Here is a 21158-nt window from a genome sequence, read left to right on the forward strand (position 1 = left end):
TGCGCCCCAGTCGTCCCGTTCACGCCTGAAAGGCCCGGTTTAGAGGGGTTATGTAAATATCCCTTGTTCAGTCTCTGAATGGCGGGTCACATCAATATCCTGAGCAATGAGGGACATGTGGGAGGGAGCAGGCCCCCTCCCACAGGGTTAATCAGCGCTGGGCTTGGGTTGTTCATAGCGGGCATTGAACGCCTGGATAAACCCATTGCGCAGAATCGCGATCACCGCAGAAAACGCACTGACATTCTGCTGGTGCACGCTACCGCTGAGTTCCACACGGGTGGCGAACTGATTTTTACGCTGGTTTTTTAGCACCGTTTCGCTGGCTCCGACCACGGCCTCCCAGATTGAGCGGAAGATATTCTTGTCCTTGTTTTCAACGTCTTGTTGCCAGTCAAACACCTCTACGTCACGCAGCAGCGGCTTGATGTAGCCGGTGAGGCGGCCTTTTTCAGCCTGGGCTTCGATCACCACATCGCCGGTACCGGCCTTGAAGTCGAACTTGCCATAGGCCGATGCAAAGTCGTTCATGCGCTTGAGTTGCAGGTCGCGGGCGCGGAAGCGGAACTCGAATTCTTCGAAATCGCTCAGCGGATCAAAGGTGGCATTAGCCTCCAGAGGCGCCTGGCCTTGCAGCAGTGCCTTACCTTCGAAGCGGGCGTCGCGCTTGCCTTTGACATCCACCACATTGGTCAGGTTGTAGAAGCTGGCGTTGACCCCAGTGGCGTTGATATTTACCCGGGGCTTGGAGCTGAAGTTATGGAAGGCAATCTCACCGTCTTCGATGCGCACTTCATTGAGGGTGATCGGCAGCAACTTGCGCAGTTGTTCCTGCCAGTCGGTGCCTTTACCCGTCTGGGACGCCTGCTTGTTGGCACCGCCATCGACGAAGTTGATCTGCGGACGCACAAAATGCCCCTCGGCCACGACGGCGTGGTCGTACCAGAGTGAATGCCAGCTCACGGCGAACTCGATCAGCGGCGCCTTCACGAACGGCACCGGGACCTTGCCGTCCACCTTGACGATTTGCAAGCCGTTGATCCGGTAGGCGCCGCGCCACAGGGCCAGGTCCACATCGGCGATTTCCCCGCGGTAATCGCCCATGTTGGCGAGTTTCTCGTTCAGGTAATTGCGCACCAGGTAGGGCAGCGCGATATTCAAGGCAATCAGGACCAGCACCAGAGCGGCGATTGTCCCTAACGCCCAACTGTAGCGACGTTTCATGGGTTGGTTCTCCTTGCTTGTAGGAGATTGACTGTTCTGATGAACGCAACGTTCCACCGTCTGGACGCGTTGAAGTACGAGGCATACCCTTGGGGCCTTCTTCAAAACCGCCAATAGGACCCGTCATGAGCCGTATCTTTGCAGACAACGCGCACTCCATCGGTAACACGCCCCTGGTCCAGATCAACCGCATCGCACCGCGTGGCGTGACCATCCTGGCCAAGATCGAAGGGCGCAACCCCGGCTATTCGGTGAAGTGCCGCATTGGCGCGAGCATGATCTGGGACGCGGAAAGCAGCGGCAAGCTCAAGCCAGGCATGACCATTGTCGAGCCGACTTCCGGCAACACCGGCATCGGCCTGGCCTTTGTCGCCGCCGCCCGTGGCTATAAGCTGCTGCTGACCATGCCAGCGTCCATGAGCCTTGAGCGCCGTAAAGTGCTCAAGGCCCTCGGCGCCGAACTGGTGCTGACCGAGCCGGCCAAAGGCATGAAAGGAGCCATCGACAAGGCCGGCGAAATCGTCGCCAGCGATCCGGCCACCTACTTCATGCCGGCCCAGTTCGATAACCCGGCCAACCCGGCGATCCACGAGAAAACCACCGGCCCGGAAATCTGGAACGATACCGACGGCGCCGTGGACGTGCTGGTGGCAGGGGTAGGGACCGGCGGCACCATCACCGGTGTGTCGCGCTATATCAAGAACACGGCGGGCAAGCCGATCCTGTCGGTGGCCGTCGAGCCGAGGGTGTCGCCGGTGATCACCCAGGCCTTGGCGGGTGAAGAGATCAAGCCCAGCCCGCACAAGATCCAGGGCATCGGCGCCGGTTTTGTGCCAAAGAACCTCGACCTGTCGATGGTTGACCGCGTGGAACTGGCGACCGACGAAGAATCCAAGGCCATGGCCCTGCGCCTGATGCAGGAAGAGGGCATTTTGTGCGGTATCTCCTGCGGCGCCGCCATGGCCGTGGCGGTACGCCTGGCCGAGAAGCCGGAAATGCAGGGCAAGACCATCGTGGTGATCCTGCCGGACTCCGGTGAGCGCTACCTGTCGAGCATGTTGTTCAGCGACTTGTTTACCGACCAGGAAAACCAGGCCTGAATCGACTGTAGGAGCGAGCTTGCTCGCGAAAAACCTGAGAGCGCCACGTTGTATCAGTAAGCCCGCGTTATCGTTGACGTTCTTCGCGAGCAAGCTCGCTCCTACAGGGGGCGGGGTGTTGATGCAGGTCAGTCTGTTTGCGTGGGCCTTCTGCATAATGGCTCAAGTGTTTATCATGGCCGGCTATTACGTCTGGTTTCCCGTTGACGGAAGTTTGCTGGCCAGGCGCTTATTTCCAGGAGTTGCTGCATGACCTTTTCCTTGGCCACCAAACTGTCGGTGTTGCTGCTGTTTATCGGCAGCACACTGTATGTCCACCTGCGCGGCAAGGCCCGTTTGCCGATGTTGCGCCAGTTCGTCAACCATTCGGCGCTGTTCGCCCCGTATAACGCCCTGATGTACCTGTTCTCCGCGGTGCCGTCCAAGCCCTACCTGGACCGCAGCAAGTTCCCGGAACTGGACGTGCTCAAGGACAACTGGGAAGTGATCCGCGAAGAGGCCATGCACCTGTTCGACGAGGGCTACATCCGCGCTGCCGAAAAGAACAACGACGCCGGCTTCGGTTCGTTCTTCAAGAAGGGCTGGAAGCGTTTCTACCTCAAGTGGTACGACAAACCGTTGCCATCGGCCGAGGCGCTGTGCCCCAAGACCGTGGCGTTGGTGAGCAGCATCCCTAACGTCAAGGGCGCGATGTTTGCGCTGTTGCCGGGCGGCAGTCACCTCAACCCGCACCGCGATCCGTTTGCCGGGTCCCTGCGTTATCACCTGGGGCTGTCCACGCCGAACTCCGACGACTGCCGGATCTTCGTCGACGGCCAGGTCTACGCCTGGCGCGACGGTGAAGACGTGATGTTCGACGAAACCTACGTGCATTGGGTGAAGAACGAAACCGAACAGACTCGCGTGATCCTGTTCTGCGACATCGAGCGCCCATTGAGCAATCGCCTGATGACCCGTATCAACCGCTGGGTCAGCAAGCAACTGGGCCGTGCTACCGCTCCGCAGAACCTCGATGACGAGCGCGTGGGCGGCATCAACCAGGCCTACGCCTGGAGCAAGACGTTCAGCGACAAGTTCAGTGGCCAGGTCAAACAGTGGAAGCGCAAGCATCCCAAGGCCTACCGCATTGCGCGGCCGGTGCTGGCGGTAGTCGTCTTGGTACTGCTCTGGAAGTGGTTGTTCGGCTGATCTGAAATGCGGTCAAAACTGTGGGAGGGGGCTTGCTCCCGATGGCGGTGTGTCAGGTTAAATATCTGTACCTGATCCACCGCCATCGGGAGCAAGCCCCCTCCCACATTTGATCTCCAGCGATCTTTAGCTGGCAATCAACTGACGCAGCACATAGTGCAAGATTCCGCCCGCCTTGAAGTATTCCACTTCATTCAAGGTATCAATCCGGCACAGCACCTCAACCTTCTCGCTGCTGCCATCTTCCCGGGTAATCACCAGTGTCAGGTTCATCCGCGGTTCGATCTCGGCATCGGTCAGCCCGAGGATATCGATCTTCTCCTTACCGGTGAGCTTGAGCGTCTTGCGGTTCTGGTCCAGCTTGAACTGCAACGGCAAAACACCCATGCCCACCAGGTTGGAGCGGTGGATGCGCTCGAAACTCTCGGCAATCACCGCCTTGACCCCCAGCAGGTTGGTGCCTTTGGCTGCCCAGTCACGGCTGGAGCCGGTGCCGTATTCTTGCCCTGCGATCACCACCAGCGGCGTACCTGAGGCCTGGTACTTCATCGACGCATCGTAGATCGCCATCTTCTCGCCGGTGGGGATATACAGCGTGTTGCCGCCTTCCTCACCGCCGAGCATTTCATTGCGGATGCGGATATTGGCGAAGGTGCCGCGCATCATCACTTCATGGTTGCCCCGGCGTGAGCCGTAGGAGTTGAAGTCACGTGGCTCCACGCCTTGCTCGCGCAGGTAGCGACCGGCCGGGCTGTCGGTCTTGATATTACCGGCAGGGGAGATGTGGTCGGTGGTCACCGAATCCCCCAGCAGAGCCAGCACGTTGGCGCCCTTGACGTCCTTGATCACCGGCAGCGGGCCGGCAATGTCGTCGAAGAACGGTGGATGCTGGATATAGGTGGAATCCTTCTGCCACACGTAGGTTGCCGCTTGTGGCACTTCAATCGCCTGCCACTGCTCGTCACCGGCAAACACCTCGGCATACTCCTTGTGGAACATGCTGGTACTGACCTGGGCCACCGCGTCGGCGATCTCCTGGCTGCTGGGCCAGATGTCCTTCAGGTACACAGGATTTCCGTTCTGGTCGTTACCCAGTGGCTCGCTGCTGATGTCGATGCGCACAGTGCCGGCCAACGCGTAGGCGACTACCAGGGGGGGCGAGGCCAGCCAGTTGGTTTTCACCAGCGGGTGTACGCGGCCTTCGAAGTTGCGGTTACCCGAAAGCACCGAGGCCACGGCGAGGTCGGCCTTCTGGATGGCTTTTTCGATAGGCTCGGGCAACGGCCCGGAGTTACCGATACAGGTGGTGCAGCCGTAGCCCACCAAGTCGAAGCCGAGCTTGTCGAGGTATTGGGTGAGGCCCGCGGCCTTGTAGTAGTCGGTGACCACTTTGGAGCCCGGGGCCAGCGAGGTCTTGACCCAAGGTTTGCGGGTCAGGCCTTTTTCCACGGCTTTTTTCGCCACCAGCCCGGCTGCCATCATTACGCTGGGGTTGGAAGTGTTGGTGCAGGAGGTAATGGCCGCGATGACCACCGCGCCGTTTTTCAGGCGATAGGTCTGGCCGTCGTACTCGTAATCGGTTTCGCCCACCAGGTCAGCATTGCCCACGGCTACGCCGCCACCGCCTTCACTTTCCAGGCGGCCTTCTTCCTTGCTGGTGGGTTTGAATTGCAGGTCGAGGAAGTCACTGAACGCTTGGCCGACATTCGGCAGGGATACACGGTCCTGCGGGCGCTTGGGTCCGGCGAGGCTGGCTTCGACGCTGCCCATGTCCAGGGCCAGGGTGTCGGTGAACACCGGCTCCTGGCCGGCGTTGCGCCACAGGCCCTGGGCCTTGGTGTAGGCCTCCACCAGTTTGACCGTTTCTACCGGGCGACCGGACAGGCGCAGGTAGTCCAGAGTCACTTCGTCGACCGGGAAAAAGCCGCAGGTGGCGCCGTATTCCGGAGCCATGTTGGCAATGGTGGCGCGGTCGGCCAGGGGCAGGTCGGCCAGGCCGTCGCCGTAGAACTCGACGAATTTACCCACCACGCCTTTCTTGCGCAGCATCTGCGTGACGGTCAGCACCAGGTCGGTGGCGGTGATGCCTTCCCTGAGCTTGCCGGTGAGCTTGAAGCCGATCACTTCCGGGATCAGCATCGATACCGGTTGGCCGAGCATTGCCGCTTCGGCTTCGATCCCGCCCACGCCCCAGCCGAGTACGCCGAGGCCGTTGATCATGGTGGTGTGGGAGTCGGTGCCGACCAGGGTGTCCGGGAAGGCGTAGGTACGGCCGTCTTCCTCCTTGGTCCACACAGTGCGGCCCAGGTACTCCAGGTTGACCTGGTGGCAGATGCCGGTGCCCGGCGGGACCACGCTGAAGTTGTCGAAAGCGCTCTGGCCCCAGCGCAGGAAGGCGTAGCGTTCGCCGTTGCGCTGCATTTCGATATCGACGTTTTGCTCGAAGGCGCTGGTAGTACCGAACCTGTCGACCATCACCGAGTGGTCGATCACCAGGTCCACCGGCGACAGCGGGTTGATACGCTGCGGGTCGCCACCGGCCTTGGCCACGGCGGCGCGCATGGCGGCCAGGTCGACCACGGCGGGCACTCCGGTAAAGTCCTGCATCAGCACACGGGCGGGGCGGTACTGGATCTCGCGGTCGGACTGGCGTTCTTTGAGCCAGGCGGCGATGGCCTTGAGGTCGGTGCCGGTGACGGTCTTGGCATCTTCCCAGCGCAGCAGGTTTTCCAGCAGCACCTTGAGGGACATCGGCAGCTTATCCAGGTCACCCAGGCTCTTGGCGGCTTCGGGCAGGCTGAAGTAGTGGTAAGTCTTGCTGTCTATTTCCAGGGTTTTAAGGGTTCTCAGGCTATCAAGGGATGACATTACATGACTCCTTATGGTCCGCACGGCTACGGACCTGACGGGACGAACAGAGCTATCACGTTAGCGCTGTTTTCAATAGCAAGCTAATAACTGGACTCTATCGCCGAGCCCAAGGTTCCGAACTCGGCTATCATGCGCGCGTTTTCATGACAGGCATTGCGATAGCGCAAGGTCAGTTGATTCACCAGGAGAGTTGATGAACACCCTTTTTATGCACTGCCGCCCCGGCTTTGAAGGCGAAGTCTGTTCCGAGATCGCGGAACACGCCGCGCGCCTGAACGTTTCCGGCTACGCCAAGGCCAAGACCGGCAGCGCCTGCGCCGAATTTGTCTGCACCGAGGAAGACGGCGCCCAGCGCCTGATGCACGGCCAGCGCTTCGCCGAGCTGATCTTCCCCAGGCAATGGGCACGCGGGGTGTTTATCGACCTGCCGGAAACCGACCGCATCAGCGTGATCCTTACCCACCTGCGCGACTTCCCGGTGTGCGGCAGCCTGTGGCTGGAGATGGTCGATACCAATGACGGCAAGGAACTCTCAAACTTCTGCAAGAAATTCGAAGTGCACCTGCGCAAAGCCCTGCTGGGCGCAGGCCGGCTGGTGGATGACCCGAGCAAGCCGCGCCTGCTGCTGACTTTCAAGAGCGGTCGCGAAGCGTTCATGGGCCTGGCCGAGTCGAACAACTCGGCGATGTGGCCCATGGGCATCCCGCGCCTCAAGTTCCCACGTGACGCGCCCAGCCGCTCGACCCTGAAACTGGAAGAGGCCTGGCATCACTTTATCCCCCGTGACCAGTGGGACGAGCGCCTGCACGGCGACATGACCGGCGTTGATCTCGGCGCAGCACCGGGTGGCTGGACCTGGCAACTGGTCAACCGCGGCATGCTGGTGACCGCCATCGACAACGGCCCCATGGCCGAAAGCCTGATGGATACCGGCCTGGTGCAACACCTGATGGCCGACGGTTTCACCTTCGTGCCCAAGCAGCCGGTGGACTGGATGGTCTGCGATATCGTTGAAAAGCCGGCGCGTAATGCGGCGCTGCTGGAAACCTGGATCGGCGAGGGATATTGCCGCGAGGCGGTGGTCAACCTCAAGCTACCGATGAAACAGCGTTACGCCGAGGTGAAGCGCCTGCTCGAACGCATCGAGGAGGGCTTCAAGGCACGCGGCATACGTGTGGAGATCGGCTGCAAGCAGCTGTACCACGACCGCGAGGAAGTGACGTGCCACCTGCGCCGCCTGGTAGACGTAAAGAAATCCAAAAACCGCTGAAATCAAATGTGGGAGCGGGCTTGCCCGCGATAGCGGTATAACAGTCGAAATCTATGTTGAATGTGCCCACGTCATCGCGGGCAAGCCCACTCCCACATAAGAGCGGGCCTGTTTCAGGAGTGAAGTATGAGTGTTGATTTACCCGTAGACGGCACCCTCGACGCCACCGGTCTCAACTGCCCGGAGCCGGTGATGATGCTGCACCAGCATATCCGTGACCTGCCGGCGGGTGGCTTGCTCAAGGTGATCGCCACCGACCCGTCGACCCGCCGTGATATCCCCAAGTTCTGTGTGTTTCTTGACCACGAGCTGGTGGATCAACAGGAAGATGCTGGCACCTACCTGTACTGGATCCGCAAGAAAGCCGATTGACCTGTAGGAGCGAGCTTGCTCGCGAAAAACTCTAACGATAACGCAGCACTTCCGGTTTAACGCGGCGCTCTCAAGTTTTTCGCGAGCAAGCTCGCTCCTACAGGGCGCGTGCGTTGTCTGCGCGAATGCGTCGGCGTGCACTGCGCGCCAGGCGCACCAGCAACATCCCCGCCGCACAGCTCAAGCCGACGATCAGCCCTTGCCACAAGCCGCTTGGGCCGCTGGGCTCGCCGAGCCAGTCGGTCAGCCCCAGGGCGTAACCCACCGGCAACCCTACGCCCCAATAGGCGAACAATGTCAGCACCATGGTCACCCGGGTGTCCTGGTAGCCGCGCAGTGCGCCGGCGGCGGTGACCTGGATCGAGTCGGAGAACTGGAACAGCGCCGAGAATACAATCAGCATCGATGCCAGGTGGATCACCACCGGGTCCGGTGTATAGATCGCGGCGATCTGCTCACGAAACACCAGCATCAGGCTGCACGACAGGCACGCATAGGCCAGTGCGGTGCCCATGCCGACCCCCGCAGCGAAGCGCGCTTCGCGGGGTTCACCACGGCCCAGGGCCTGGCCGACCCGCACGGTCACAGCCATGCTCAAGGAGTAGGGGATCATGAACACCAGGGAGCTGACGTTGAGTGCGATCTGATGGCCGGACACCACGGTAGCGCCCAGGCTGCCAAGCAACAGGGCAATCACTGCGAAAATGCTCGACTCGGCGAAGATCGCCACACCAATCGGCAGGCCGATGCCCAATATGCGCTTGATCACCGTCCATTGCGGCCAGTCGAAACGCTTGAACAGTTCGCTGCTCTGATACACCGGGCCCCAGCGCGTCCAGCCGGCCAGGCCGAGCATCATCACCCACATTGCAATCGCCGTGGCCCAGCCGCAACCCACGCCGCCCATCGCCGGCACGCCGAAGTGGCCGTAGATGAAGATGTAGTTCAGCGGAATATTCAACGCCAGGCCGCACAGGCCCATGACCATGCTCGGCCGTGTGCGGCCCAGCCCGTCACTGAAACAGCGCAGCACGTAATACAGCGCAATCGCCGGCATACCTGCGGCGATGCCATGCAGGTAACCCATGGACGGCTCGATCAGGTCAGGCTCGACCTTCATCGCATGCAGGATCGGCTCGGCGCATAGCAACAACAACGCACCGCAAAGGCCGACCACCACGGCCAACCACAACGATTGGCGCACCAACGGCCCGATCTCGGTGAGTTTGCCCGCGCCATAACGCTCGGCAACTTTCGGCGTGGTGGCCAGCAACGTGCCCGTCATCAGCAGGTACACCGGGATCCAGATCGAGTTACCCAGGCCGACCGCCGCCAGGTCCTGGGGGCTGACACGCCCGGCCATCACCGCATCGACAAAGCTCATCGCGGTGGTTGCCAGTTGGCCGATCATGATCGGCAAGGCCAGCGTCAGCAGGCCGCGCACTTCCCGGCTGATGCGCGCGGGGCGGGAGAGGGTAGCGGTGGCAGTGTTCACGTACAGGTGTCCAATCAAAAGGCAGTCGCAAGGACGGCGGATTCTACGCTTTGACGCAGCGGTCAGGAAAAAACCTGTGTTGTTGATTTGTAATGCAACCTCGCAGGCACTGCATGACCCTGGTGGGAGGGGGCTTGCTCCCGATAGCGGTGTGTCAGTTTATGCATCTGTGACTGAACAACCGCTATCGGGAGCAAGCCCCCTCCCACAGGGATCTGTTGTGTTACTTGAATCCCATGCCTGTACACTGCTGATCCGCCAAAGGAGCCTGCCATGCTGATTGTTGCCGACGAAAATATCCCGCTGCTCGATGCATTCTTCGAAGGGTTTGGCGAGATTCGCCGCGTGCCCGGCCGGTCCATCGACCGCGCCACCGTCGCGCAGGCCGACGTGCTGCTGGTGCGCTCGGTGACCAACGTCAACCGTGCCTTGCTCGAAGGCAGCAACGTGCGCTTCGTCGGCACCTGCACCATCGGCACCGACCACTTGGACCTCGATTACTTCAAGCAGGCGGGTATCCAGTGGTCCAGCGCGCCGGGCTGCAATGCCCGTGGCGTCGTGGACTACGTGCTCGGCAGCTTGCAGACCCTGGCCGAAATCGAAGGGGTTGAGCTTGGCCAGCGCACCTATGGCGTGGTCGGGGCCGGTGAAGTCGGCGGGCGGCTGGTCAAGGTGCTCAAGGGCCTGGGCTGGAACGTGCTGGTCTGCGACCCGCCGCGACAGATCGCCGAAGACGGTGACTACGTCAGCCTGCAACAGATCATCGAGCAGTGCGACGTGATCAGCTTGCACACACCGCTGACCAAGTCCGGCAATGGTTCCACCTGGCACCTGTTGGATCGCCTGCGCCTGGAGCAGCTCAAGCCCGGTACCTGGCTGATCAATGCCAGCCGTGGTGCAGTGGTGGATAACGCCGCCCTGCGTGAGGTGCTGCTGGCCCGTGAAGACCTGCAAGCCGTATTGGACGTGTGGGAAGGTGAGCCCGAGGTGGATGTCGACCTGGCTGACCTGTGCGTGCTGGCTACGCCGCATATCGCCGGATACAGCCTTGACGGCAAGCAGCGCGGCACGGCGCAGATCTACCAGGCGTTCTGCGCGCACCTGGGCCAGGAGCCGAGTGTTCAACTGAGTGATTTGTTGCCGGCACCGTGGCTGGCTGAAGTGCACCTGAACGCTGCAACCGATCCGGCCTGGGCGCTGGCGACCCTGTGCCGCAGTGTGTACGACCCACGGCGTGACGATGCGGATTTCCGGCGCAGCCTGGTCGGCACGGTGGAGGAACAGCGCAAGGCATTCGACCTGCTGCGCAAGCACTATCCGCTACGGCGCGAGATTGACGGCTTGAAGGTGCGGATCAATGGTGAGTCGGCGGCGTTGCCCGCTATCGTCTCGGCCTTGGGTGCCGAAGCCCTGTAGCCCCCCATTAAAAACCCGGCCACCTGGGCCGGGTCTCAAAGAGCGCGGGCGTATCAGCCTTGCTGGGCAGGTTTGACCAGACGCTGTTCCAGTTCGCTGCAGGCTTGCTGGATCATCTCTTCGGTAATCTGCACTTCGCGGCCCTTGGCATCGATGTACGAGCATGGCAGTTGCTGCGGCTGGCGGATCACTTCAATCTCGGCGTTGCTGCTATCTTGCAAGGTCATGGCCTGTCTCCTCATCAGGTTGTGTACCTACTCTAAATCTCCCGCGTGAACGCGCTGTTACAACTCCGTTCGCGTCTATCGGTTAGAACACCCAGTCCACCAGAAACCGATACATATTTCCAGATGAGTCTTAGACCGATAGCCTCTATGGGCTTGCGTCGGCGGGCATAATTAACCTGACTCATTGTTATTCACGCAAGTTCCCCCAATGTTGAGGTACACAGACTCCTCATTGGTGATGTCCCATGCTCTCGACCCGTCAACGCCGTGCGATCCGCCTGGCCAGCCGCTTTATTGCGCCCTATCGCTGGCAGGCGCTGGGTGCCCTGTTGGCGCTGATCGTCACCGCCGGCATTACCTTGTCCATGGGGCAAGGCATACGCCTGCTGGTGGACCAGGGCTTCATGACCCAGTCACCTCATCTGCTTAACCAGTCCATCGGCCTGTTCATGGTGCTGGTGCTGGGCCTGGCCGTGGGCACCTTCACGCGGTTTTACCTGGTGTCCTGGATAGGCGAGCGGGTGGTGGCGGATATTCGCCGGCAGGTGTTCAACCACCTGATCTACCTGCACCCCGGCTTCTACGAAAACAACCGCAGCTCGGAAATCCAGTCGCGGCTGACCACCGACACCACGTTGTTGCAATCGGTGATCGGCTCCTCGCTGTCGCTGTTCCTGCGCAATGCCCTGATGGTCATCGGTGGCATCGTGCTGCTGTTCATCACCAACCCCAAGCTCACCAGTATCGTGGTGGTGGCACTGCCCCTGGTGCTGGCACCGATCCTGATTTTCGGTCGCCGCGTGCGCAGCCTGTCGCGTCAGAGCCAGGACCGCATCGCCGATGTCGGTAGCTACGTCTCGGAAACCCTTGGTCAGATCAAGACAGTGCAGGCCTACAACCATCAGGTGCAGGACGAAAAGCGTTTCGCCGTCACCGTGGAAGAGGCTTTCACTACCGCTCGTAAACGCATCTTGCAGCGCTCCTGGCTGATTACCCTGGTGATCATGTTGGTGCTTGGCGCCGTGGGCGTGATGCTCTGGGTGGGGGGCATGGACGTGATCAGCGGGCGCATTTCCGGCGGTGAGCTGGCGGCATTTGTGTTCTACAGCCTGATCGTCGGTAGCGCCGTCGGCACCCTGAGCGAAGTGCTCGGCGAGTTGCAGCGTGCCGCCGGCGCGGCCGAGCGCATTGGTGAACTGTTGCAGTCGAGTAACGACATCCAGGCGCCGGCCAATGGCAGCGAACGCCTGCCGGAGCGGGTCAGTGGCCGCATGGAGCTTAAAGACCTGCGCTTTTCCTACCCCTCACGGCCGGACAGCTACGCCATCGATGGCTTGAACCTGACCATCAATCCCGGCGAAACCCTGGCGCTGGTAGGCCCCTCCGGCGCGGGCAAGTCGACAATTTTCGACCTGCTGCTGCGCTTCTACGATCCCCAGCAAGGTCGCATTCTGCTCGAAGGCCGCCCGCTGACCGAGTTGGACCCCCTGGACCTGCGTCGCCATTTCGCCCTGGTGTCCCAGAGCCCGGCGCTGTTTTTCGGCAGCGTCGAGGAAAACATCCGCTACGGCAACCCGTCCGCCACCATGGCCGAGGTCGAAGCCGCTGCCCGTATCGCCCATGCCCACGACTTCATCCTGCAAATGCCCGATGGCTACCAGACCCATCTCGGCGATGGCGGCATGGGTCTCTCCGGCGGCCAGCGCCAACGCCTTGCCATCGCCCGCGCCTTGTTGGTCGACGCGCCGATCCTGTTGCTGGACGAGGCCACCAGCGCCCTCGATGCCCAAAGTGAGCACCTGATCCAGCAAGCGCTGCCGCAATTGATGCAAGGGCGAACCACCCTGGTGATCGCGCACCGCCTGGCGACTGTGAAGAATGCCGATCGAATTGCAGTGATGGATCAGGGCAAACTGGTGGCGGTGGGCACGCACCAGGAGTTGATTGCGAGCAACCCGCTGTATGCGCGGTTGGCGGCGTTGCAGTTCAGTGAGGGGCAATAGCCACAATTCTGGACCCGCTCAATACCAAATGTGGGAGGGGGCTTGCTCCCGATGGCGGCGGATCAGCAACACAAGCGTTGACTGACAGCCTGCCATCGGGGGCAAGCCCCCTCCCACATATGAAGCAGATTCAGTGCCTTACTGGTCGTCGAAGTACCGCTCATGCCAATCCACTAGCGGCTGTGGCGAATTGAGCTTCTGCCCGTAGATCACCGAATAAGACAGCACGTTTTGCACATACTGGCGGGTTTCGTCGAAGGGGATACTTTCTACCCAGACATCGAAACTCAGATGGTCTGCGCCGCGCAGCCATTGGCGCACGCGGCCGGGGCCGGCATTGTAGGCGGCGGAGGCGAGTACGCGGTTGCCATTGAACTGGCTGTGCACCTGGCTCAGGTAGGCGGCGCCGAGCTGGATGTTTTTGTCCGGGTCCAGCACCTGGGCCGGGGAGGCCAGGGGGATGCTGAACTTGCGCGCAGTCTCTTTGGCGGTACCAGGCATCAGTTGCATCAGGCCGCTGGCGCCCACGCCGGAGCGGGCGTCGTCCATAAAGGCACTTTCCTGTCGCGTGATAGCGAATACCCAGCTCGAATGCAGGCCTCGTACCTTGGCCTCTCGCACCAGGGTGTCGCGGTGGGCCATCGGGAAGCGGATGTCCAGGTCATCCCAGTACTGCGCCTGGCTGATGGTGCGGATCGCCGGGAAGTACCACTTCATGTCGTAGGCCAGCTTGGCCTGGGCAACCATCTCGTCACGGTTGAAGTGGCGGCTGACGTGATACCACTCGCGGCGGCCGTCGACGATCTGGCCGCGGGCATAGAACTCCAGGGCACGGCGTACACCTGGGGTATTGCGGACCTTGTTGACCAGCGCCTGGCTCATCACCAGCGGCTTATTATTCAACTGGTAGGGGGATTTGGAGCGATCAGCGGCTAGAAAGCCGTAGAAGTCCCGCTCCTTGGCCACGTTCTTGTAGAGCACCAGCGCCTGCGGGTTTTGCGGCTCGGCCAGCTCCAGGCTACGCGCCTGCCAGTAGCGCCAACGGTTGCTGGTGGCCAGGTCTTGTGGGAGCTTGCGGGTCAACTGGTAGGCATCTTCCCAGCGCGCCAGGCGCAACAGCAGGCGCAGGCGCCATTCTGAAACGGTGTTGTCGCGCAGTTCCGGGTCGTATTTGGTCATCACTTCCAGCGCGCGCGGGTCGAAGCGCTTGGCCAGGGTCAGGCCGATCTCGCGGGCAATCGACACTTTTTCGTCACGGGAGAAGTGCATGCTGCTGGCATAACCGTCGAGCAGGGCCATGGCCTTGTCTGGATCCTGGCGCGCCAGGCGACGCAGGCCCAGGCCCACGGCGTCTGACATCGCCTCGGTGGCCGGCAGGAAGCGTGACGGGTCACTTAGCATGTCTGGCTTCTGCGCCACATCCACCATCAGCCGGCCTTGGGCGCCGAGGGTGGGCAGGGTTTTCACCAGGCTGTTGGCCAGCGCGTAGTTACGGGCTTCGGCGGCGAGCTTGGCGCGGTCCCAGATCTTCTGTTCGGTCAACTGGCCGGCAGCGGCCCATTGGCCGAAGGTGGCGTCACAGGCGGCCGGCTGGGTTTTGCCGGTCATCCACAGTTTCTCGGCGGTCTTGTAGCCTTCAGCTTTGAGATTGTGACTGAGCTGGTACTGGCCGTGCAGGCAGTCGAGTTCGACGAAATTGAGCTTGGCGTCGTAGTACTTTTCAAAGGTCTGCCAATCGCCACGCTCGGCCAACCAGCGCAGCCAACGCAGTTTCATCCAGTTGGCCTGGGGCAGGTCGCCGTGTTTGGCGAGGAACTGTTCGATTTCCTCGTTGCTCGCGGTTTTCAGGCGTGCGGTCAACTCGTCATACGCCAGGTACGGCGTGAGCGGGTAGTCGGCCAGGGCCTGGCTGTATTGCATGTAGGGGCCGCTGTCGCCCTTGGCCAGGGCGCGTTTGGCTTGATCGTAATACTGACGTTGGGTAGTGAGGTCCACCGCCTGGGCGGATTGAACGGCAGTGGCGGAAAGAAGCAGGCAAGATAAAAAGTTGAAAAGGCGACTGCGCATGAGACGTCCGTGCAGAGAAATCACGACTAGCACCGGCACTGCCGACACTGATTGCCCCTAGCTTAGCCTTTTGCCAGCGGCCCGCGAAAGCTTTGCCGACCGGTTCGATCAAGTTCGCCGGAAATGTCCTACAGAACGTGTCGATAGAGAAAATCCCGACCGCATCCCACCCTCAAGTCAGGTAGAATGCGCGCCCAGTTTTTGGAGAAGCGTATGACCCTGCTCAAATTCAGCGATGTGTCCCTTGCTTTCGGCGCCATGCCGTTGTTGGACAAGGTGTCCTGGCAGATCGCCCGTGGTGAGCGGGTGTGCATCATCGGCCGCAACGGCACCGGCAAGTCCAGCATGATGAAGCTGGTAAAAGGCGACCAGAAGCCCGATGACGGCTCTGTGTGGCGTGCCCCGGGCCTCAAGATCGGCGAATTGCCGCAAGAGTTGCCGGTGGCCGACGGACGGACAGTGTTCGACGTGGTTGCCGAAGGCCTGGACGGCGTTGGCGAGTTGCTCGCGCAATACCATCACCTGGCGCAGAACTGCGTCACCGAGGAAGATCTGGACAAGCTGATGCACGTCCAGCAAGACCTCGAAGCCCGTGACGGCTGGCGCTTGCAGCAACTGGTGGACAGCACCCTGAGCCGCCTGCAACTGCCGGCCGACAAGACCCTCGCCGAATTGTCCGGCGGCTGGCGTCGCCGTGTGTTGCTGGCCCAGGCCCTGGTGTCCGAGCCGGACCTGCTGCTGCTCGACGAACCGACCAACCATCTGGACATCGGCGCCATCGCCTGGCTTGAAGAGGCCATCAAGGACTTCCAGGGCGCCGTGCTGTTTATCACGCACGACCGTGCATTCCTGCAGAGCCTGGCCACGCGCATCCTCGAGCTGGACCGTGGCGGCCTGATCGACTGGAACGGCGACTACGCCAGCTTCCTGGTGCACAAGGAAGCCGCCCTGGCTGCCGAAGAAACTGCCAACGCGCTGTTTGACAAAAAGCTGGCTCAGGAAGAAGTCTGGATCCGCCAGGGCATCAAGGCCCGTCGCACCCGCAACGAAGGCCGCGTACGTGCCTTGAAAGCCTTGCGCGTCGAGCGTAGCGAACGTCGCGAGCGTACCGGCAAGGCCAATATCCAGCTGGATACCGCCGACAAGTCGGGCAAACAAGTCATGGTGCTGGAGAACGTCAGCTTCCATCACCCGGACGGCCCGTTCCTGATCAAGGACTTTTCCATGGTCCTGCAGCGCGGCGACCGTATTGGCCTGCTGGGCGCCAACGGCACCGGCAAGACCACCCTGCTCAAGCTGATGCTTAGTGGTCTGCAACCGACCAGTGGCAAGGTGGAAGAGGGCACGCGCATCGACGTGGCCTACTTTGACCAGTTGCGCCATCAGCTGGACCTGGAAAAGACCGTGATCGACAACGTCGCCGAAGGCCGCGACTTTATCGACATCGACGGCCAGAGCCGCCATGTGCTCAGCTACCTGGGCGACTTCCTGTTCAGCCCGCAACGTGCGCGTACGCCGGTCAAGGCTCTGTCCGGTGGTGAGCGTGCGCGTTTGCTGCTGGCCAAGCTGTTCAGCAAGCCGGCCAACCTGCTGGTGCTCGACGAACCGACCAACGACCTCGATGTGGAAACCCTTGAGTTGCTCGAAGAAGTGCTGCTGACGTTCAACGGCACTGTGCTGATGGTCAGCCACGACCGGGAATTCCTCGACAACGTGGTCACCAGCACCCTGGTCTTTGAAGGTGAAGGCAAGGTGCGCGAATACGTCGGTGGTTACCAGGACTGGCTGCGCCAGGGCGGCTCGCCGCGCCTGCTGGGAGTGACCGAGAGCAAGTCCGGCAAAGCCGACCTGACCTCGGCGGTGGTGACGCCTGTGCAAGAGGCTGCACCAGCCCAGGAAGCTGCACCGGCGGCCAAGAAGAAACTCAGCTACAAGCTGCAGCGTGAGCTGGAAGCCTTGCCGGGTGAGATCGACGCCAAGGAACAGCAGATTGCCGCCGTAGAGGCGCAAATGGCTGACGCCGGTTTCTACCTGCGCCCGGCGGCAGAAACCGCTGCGGTCATCGCTTCCCTGGAGACGTTGAACCAGGAGCTGGAAGCGTTGGTTGAGCGTTGGGCCGAGCTGGATGCCTGAGTGATTGCTGGGCAATAAAAAACCCGGTGTTCATCTGATGAACACCGGGTTTTCTATATGAAGTGCGATTCAAAATGTGGGAGGGGCGGTGCGACGATTCGACTTGCCCCCGATGAGGGAGTGCCAGTTGAGACATCTGTAACTGACCCGCCGCCATCGGGGGCAAGCCCCTCCCACCTTAGCCTCCATCGGTCTTACGAATTTTTTACCAGCTTGACGGCCAGCACATCGCACGGCGCGCCGTGCAGTACATCATTGGCAGTAGAACCCAGCAACAACGCCAAACCGTGACGACCATGGCTGCCAACCACGATCAAGTCGCAAGCCTTTTCCTTGGCCAAGTGGTGGATTTCCTGGCGCGGTTGGCCGTACGTCAGGTGGCAGTCTTCCTTTTTCAGGTGCGGGTATTTGAGAATCAAACGGTCCAGGCGCTCCTTGGCCTGGTCGAATTGTTGTTGCTGCAACTGGGAAAGGTCCATCGGTACGTCACCGCCAAAGGCCATGGCCATGGGCTCGACGATATGCACCAGCGATAGTATGGCGCCATTGGCCAATGCAGATTCCTGCGCGCGCTTGATCACCGGATCACACTCTTCGGTCAGATCGACAGCAACCAGAATATGTTTGTAGGGCATGAGGCGTTCCTCCAAGGGACTGCAATAAGTTCAGTATGGCTGCTTTCAAGCGGATGGGGTTGCGTCAGGTCAAATCCGCTCATCTAGAAATTCGGGAGTACACATATGACGGTGTGGATAGTGGTGTCAATCCTTGCGGTGGTTTTAAGCCCCCTGGCCTGGCTGCGCCCGTCGCGTGGGCAGAGTGGGCGCATGGCCCTGCGCATGGAGGCGCGCCGCATCGGGCTGGCCATGCAGCTCGCGCCCCAGGAGTGGCCGCATTGGCTCAAGCAGGAGCCGCCGAGCCCCTGTGCGCAATACTGTCGGCCACGTCGCGGCAGCACCCCGGCCCTCTGGAGTTACTGGCAGCTGGAGCCGGGGGTGTGGGTCAATCAATGGCGTGAAGTGTGCGTGGATGAAAAGTTGTTGCCGCATTTTGCGACGCTGCCGGCGAACGTCTACAAGGTCGAGGCCGACAAGCAGATGATCGCCTTGTACTGGGGCGAGAAGGGCGACATGAGTGTGTTGAAGGATATTGATGCGTTGCTCAGGGCCTTGGCCTGACACTCCTACAGAGGCCGGGCAATAAAAAGCCCGACATCATCATCGGGCTGGAGGTGGCCAGGCAGGCCGGTAAATCTGCAAGTTGCCGCTAGCCTAGCCGTATATCCCTTTCTGTACAGCCTTTTCCCACATCTTTCCTATTATTGATCCTGTGAATATTTAAATATTGACGGGTTGCCCGCCCGTGGTCCGGGTTCTGAAATGACTGGAAAGTCGCGTTTTTCCTAGCCTTTGGAGCGATTGACAATTGCTCGGAATTGGATGAAGGTGGCGTACCCAAATCAAACGGGCGTATGAATTGAGCGTTTGCCTGTCAGACGACTCGTACAGAATCCCGACTATCGCACTGGCGGGTGTGCCTGGCTGATTGGCGTGAGCATTGATGCAACTGTCAATGTCAAACCAGCGACCAGCGTCCAGTGTGTACTGTTCAGCTTCCATATCGTGGAGATCAGTTGATGATTTACGAAGGTAAAGCCATCACGGTTAAGGCTCTTGAAAGTGGCATCGTCGAATTGAAATTCGACCTCAAGGGTGAGTCCGTCAACAAGTTCAACCGTCTAACCCTGAACGAACTGCGTCAGGCCGTAGACACCATCAAAGCAGATGCTTCGGTCAAGGGCGTGATCGTCTCCAGCGGCAAGGACGTGTTTATCGTCGGCGCTGACATCACCGAATTCGTCGACAACTTCAAGCTGCCCGATGCCGAGCTGGTGGCTGGCAACCTCGAAGCCAACAAGATCTTCAGCGATTTCGAAGACCTCAACGTGCCGACCGTTGCCGCGATCAATGGCATCGCGTTGGGCGGCGGCCTGGAAATGTGCCTGGCGGCGGATTTCCGCGTCATGTCCGCCACCGCCAAGATCGGCCTGCCGGAAGTCAAGCTGGGCATCTACCCAGGTTTTGGCGGCACCGTGCGCCTGCCGCGCCTGATCGGTGCTGACAATGCTATCGAGTGGATCGCCGCCGGTAAGGAAAACAAGGCCGAGGACGCGCTGAAAGTCGGTGCGGTCGACGCTGTGGTTGCCCCGGACAAACTGGCCGAAGCCGCGCTGAACCTGATCAAGGGCGCCATCAGCGGCGAATTTGACTACAAGGCCAAGCGTCAGCCAAAGCTGGAAAAACTCAAGCTCAACGCCATCGAACAAATGATGTCGTTCGAAACCGCCAAGGGTTTCGTGGCTGGCCAGGCCGGCCCGAACTACCCGGCGCCGGTTGAAGCGATCAAGACTATCCAGAAGGCCGCGAACTTCGGTCGCGACAAGGCCCTGGAAGTGGAAGCGGCCGGCTTCGTCAAACTGGCGAAGACCTCGGCGGCCCAGAGCCTGATCGGCTTGTTCCTGAACGATCAGGAACTGAAGAAAAAAGCCAAGGCCTACGACGAAATCGCCAAGGACGTGAAGCAGGCTGCCGTACTCGGCGCCGGTATCATGGGTGGCGGCATCGCCTACCAGTCGGCGTCCAAGGGCACGCCGATCCTGATGAAAGACATCAACGAGCACGGTATCGAGCAGGGCCTGGCGGAAGCCGCCAAGCTGCTGGTTGGCCGTGTTGATAAAGGTCGCATGACCGCGGCGAAAATGGCCGAGGTGCTTAACGGCATTCGTCCTACGCTGTCCTACGGCGATTTCGGCCACGTCGACCTGGTGGTCGAAGCGGTCGTCGAGAACCCGAAGGTCAAGCAGGCGGTATTGGCTGAAGTTGAAGCCCAGGTCAAGGACGACACCATCCTGGCGTCCAACACCTCGACCATTTCCATCTCGCTGCTGGCCAAGGCCCTCAAGCGCCCGGAAAACTTCGTTGGCATGCACTTCTTCAACCCGGTGCACATGATGCCTCTGGTGGAAGTGATCCGTGGCGAGAAGTCCAGCGAGCTGGCGGTAGCCACCACCGTTGCCTACGCCAAAAAAATGGGCAAGAACCCGATCGTGGTCAATGACTGCCCGGGCTTCCTGGTCAACCGCGTGCTGTTCCCCTACTTCGGCGGTTTCGCCAAGCTGGTCAGCGCCGGTGTGGACTTCGTGCGCATCGACAAGGTCATGGAAAAATTCGGCTGGCCAATGGGCCCGGCGTACCTGATGGACGTGGTCGGCATCGATACCGGCCACCACGGTCGCGACGTGATGGCTGAAGGCTTCCCGGACCGCATGAAAGACGACCGCCGCTCGGCGATCGATGCGCTGTACGAGGCCAAGCGCCTGGGCCAGAAGAACGGCAAAGGCTTCTACGCCTATGAGGCCGACAAAAAGGGCAAGCAGAAGAAAGTCGCCGACCCGTCGGTGCACGAAGTCCTGGCTCCGGTCATCTACGAACAGCGTGAGGTGTCCGACGAGGACATCATCAACTGGATGATGATCGCCCTGTGCCTGGAAACCGTGCGTTGCCTGGAAGATGGCATCGTCGAAACCGCCGCTGAAGCCGACATGGGCCTGGTGTACGGTATTGGTTTCCCTCCATTCCGTGGTGGTGCGCTGCGTTACATCGATTCGATCGGTGTGGCTGAGTTCGTTGCCCTGGCTGACAAATACGCTGATTTGGGCCCGCTGTACCACCCGACCGCGAAGCTGCGTGAAATGGCCAAGAACGGCCAGAGCTTCTTCGGTTAAGTGCCCAG

General features: G+C 60.7%; 15 protein-coding genes. 9 read left to right on the forward strand and 6 right to left on the reverse strand.

The features are described 5' to 3' along the window. Positions 1–147: 147 nt before the first annotated feature. Entirely contained in the window at positions 148–1224 is a 1077-nt protein-coding gene (locus tag KVH01_RS03855) for a DUF748 domain-containing protein (protein ID WP_217880511.1), read from the reverse strand. Between the two features lie 125 nt (positions 1225–1349). Between KVH01_RS03855 and cysK the strand changes: the two genes are divergently transcribed. Together cysK and KVH01_RS03865 are read left to right on the forward strand one after the other, a co-directional pair. Beyond that, positions 1350–2324 carry a cysteine synthase A gene (gene cysK, locus KVH01_RS03860; RefSeq protein WP_043046514.1) on the forward strand — a complete coding sequence of 325 codons (975 nt, stop codon included), beginning with the start codon at positions 1350–1352 and terminating at the stop codon, positions 2322–2324. Between the two features lie 249 nt (positions 2325–2573). Further along, entirely contained in the window at positions 2574–3512 is a 939-nt protein-coding gene (locus KVH01_RS03865) for an aspartyl/asparaginyl beta-hydroxylase domain-containing protein (protein ID WP_043046517.1), read from the forward strand. 126 nt (positions 3513–3638) lie between these two features. Here the strand turns inward: KVH01_RS03865 and acnA are convergent, their stop codons facing one another. Continuing rightward, a complete protein-coding gene (acnA, locus tag KVH01_RS03870) occupies positions 3639–6380 on the reverse strand; it encodes an aconitate hydratase AcnA (RefSeq protein WP_217880512.1) in 2742 nt (913 codons plus the stop codon). A 196-nt stretch (positions 6381–6576) separates the two neighbouring features. Here acnA and rlmM point away from each other — a divergent pair, with 196 nt between their 5' ends. Beyond that, entirely contained in the window at positions 6577–7653 is a 1077-nt protein-coding gene (rlmM, locus tag KVH01_RS03875; RefSeq protein WP_043046521.1) for a 23S rRNA (cytidine(2498)-2'-O)-methyltransferase RlmM, read from the forward strand. Between the two features lie 126 nt (positions 7654–7779). After that, a complete protein-coding gene (tusA, locus tag KVH01_RS03880; RefSeq protein WP_032877224.1) occupies positions 7780–8025 on the forward strand; it encodes a sulfurtransferase TusA in 246 nt (81 codons plus the stop codon). A 97-nt stretch (positions 8026–8122) separates the two neighbouring features. Here tusA and KVH01_RS03885 read toward each other — a convergent pair whose 3' ends face one another. Then, on the reverse strand, positions 8123–9520 hold the full coding sequence (locus tag KVH01_RS03885; protein ID WP_043046522.1) for an MATE family efflux transporter: 1398 nt from the start codon (positions 9518–9520) through the stop codon (positions 8123–8125). Between the two features lie 273 nt (positions 9521–9793). Between KVH01_RS03885 and pdxB the strand changes: the two genes are divergently transcribed. Next, on the forward strand, positions 9794–10936 hold the full coding sequence (pdxB, locus tag KVH01_RS03890) for a 4-phosphoerythronate dehydrogenase PdxB (RefSeq protein WP_217880513.1): 1143 nt from the start codon (positions 9794–9796) through the stop codon (positions 10934–10936). 53 nt (positions 10937–10989) lie between these two features. Here pdxB and KVH01_RS03895 read toward each other — a convergent pair whose 3' ends face one another. After that, positions 10990–11163: a PA1571 family protein gene (locus KVH01_RS03895; RefSeq protein WP_217880514.1), complete on the reverse strand. Its 174-nt coding sequence runs from the start codon at positions 11161–11163 to the stop codon at positions 10990–10992. Between the two features lie 245 nt (positions 11164–11408). Here KVH01_RS03895 and KVH01_RS03900 point away from each other — a divergent pair, with 245 nt between their 5' ends. After that, complete coding sequence (locus tag KVH01_RS03900) at positions 11409–13166, forward strand: ABC transporter transmembrane domain-containing protein (RefSeq protein ID WP_217880515.1); 1758 nt, start codon at positions 11409–11411, stop codon at positions 13164–13166. 138 nt (positions 13167–13304) lie between these two features. Here KVH01_RS03900 and KVH01_RS03905 read toward each other — a convergent pair whose 3' ends face one another. Next, positions 13305–15233, reverse strand: coding sequence for a transglycosylase SLT domain-containing protein (locus KVH01_RS03905; protein ID WP_217880516.1), 1929 nt, complete (start codon positions 15231–15233; stop codon positions 13305–13307). 213 nt (positions 15234–15446) lie between these two features. Here KVH01_RS03905 and KVH01_RS03910 point away from each other — a divergent pair, with 213 nt between their 5' ends. After that, positions 15447–17366: an ATP-binding cassette domain-containing protein gene (locus KVH01_RS03910; protein ID WP_005786146.1), complete on the forward strand. Its 1920-nt coding sequence runs from the start codon at positions 15447–15449 to the stop codon at positions 17364–17366. Positions 17367–17560: 194 nt separating this feature from the next. Here the strand turns inward: KVH01_RS03910 and KVH01_RS03915 are convergent, their stop codons facing one another. Next, complete coding sequence (locus KVH01_RS03915) at positions 17561–18001, reverse strand: universal stress protein (RefSeq protein ID WP_043047503.1); 441 nt, start codon at positions 17999–18001, stop codon at positions 17561–17563. A gap of 105 nt (positions 18002–18106) precedes the next feature. Between KVH01_RS03915 and KVH01_RS03920 the strand changes: the two genes are divergently transcribed. Together KVH01_RS03920 and fadB are read left to right on the forward strand one after the other, a co-directional pair. Further along, positions 18107–18544, forward strand: a complete 438-nt coding sequence (locus KVH01_RS03920; protein WP_046071493.1) for a hypothetical protein — start codon at positions 18107–18109, stop codon at positions 18542–18544. 458 nt (positions 18545–19002) lie between these two features. Next, positions 19003–21150 carry a fatty acid oxidation complex subunit alpha FadB gene (fadB, locus tag KVH01_RS03925; RefSeq protein WP_005786151.1) on the forward strand — a complete coding sequence of 716 codons (2148 nt, stop codon included), beginning with the start codon at positions 19003–19005 and terminating at the stop codon, positions 21148–21150. Positions 21151–21158: the final 8 nt, after the last annotated feature.

It is taken from the genome of Pseudomonas khavaziana (assembly GCF_019145205.1).
GTDB classification, from domain to species: domain Bacteria; phylum Pseudomonadota; class Gammaproteobacteria; order Pseudomonadales; family Pseudomonadaceae; genus Aquipseudomonas; species Aquipseudomonas khavaziana.

Bases quoted from the DNA above. Each gene is read 5' to 3' on its own strand.
- cysK (WP_043046514.1), top strand. From the start codon at position 1,350: ATGAGCCGTATCTTTGCAGACAACGCGCACTCCATCGGTAACACGCCC.
- KVH01_RS03900 (WP_217880515.1), top strand. From the start codon at position 11,409: ATGCTCTCGACCCGTCAACGCCGTGCGATCCGCCTGGCCAGCCGCTTT.
- KVH01_RS03915 (WP_043047503.1), bottom strand. From the start codon at position 18,001: ATGCCCTACAAACATATTCTGGTTGCTGTCGATCTGACCGAAGAGTGT.
- KVH01_RS03895 (WP_217880514.1), bottom strand. From the start codon at position 11,163: ATGACCTTGCAAGATAGCAGCAACGCCGAGATTGAAGTGATCCGCCAG.
- KVH01_RS03855 (WP_217880511.1), bottom strand. From the start codon at position 1,224: ATGAAACGTCGCTACAGTTGGGCGTTAGGGACAATCGCCGCTCTGGTG.
- acnA (WP_217880512.1), bottom strand. From the start codon at position 6,380: ATGTCATCCCTTGATAGCCTGAGAACCCTTAAAACCCTGGAAATAGAC.
- rlmM (WP_043046521.1), top strand. From the start codon at position 6,577: ATGAACACCCTTTTTATGCACTGCCGCCCCGGCTTTGAAGGCGAAGTC.
- KVH01_RS03865 (WP_043046517.1), top strand. From the start codon at position 2,574: ATGACCTTTTCCTTGGCCACCAAACTGTCGGTGTTGCTGCTGTTTATC.
- KVH01_RS03905 (WP_217880516.1), bottom strand. From the start codon at position 15,233: ATGCGCAGTCGCCTTTTCAACTTTTTATCTTGCCTGCTTCTTTCCGCC.
- KVH01_RS03920 (WP_046071493.1), top strand. From the start codon at position 18,107: ATGACGGTGTGGATAGTGGTGTCAATCCTTGCGGTGGTTTTAAGCCCC.
- pdxB (WP_217880513.1), top strand. From the start codon at position 9,794: ATGCTGATTGTTGCCGACGAAAATATCCCGCTGCTCGATGCATTCTTC.
- tusA (WP_032877224.1), top strand. From the start codon at position 7,780: ATGAGTGTTGATTTACCCGTAGACGGCACCCTCGACGCCACCGGTCTC.
- KVH01_RS03910 (WP_005786146.1), top strand. From the start codon at position 15,447: ATGACCCTGCTCAAATTCAGCGATGTGTCCCTTGCTTTCGGCGCCATG.
- fadB (WP_005786151.1), top strand. From the start codon at position 19,003: ATGATTTACGAAGGTAAAGCCATCACGGTTAAGGCTCTTGAAAGTGGC.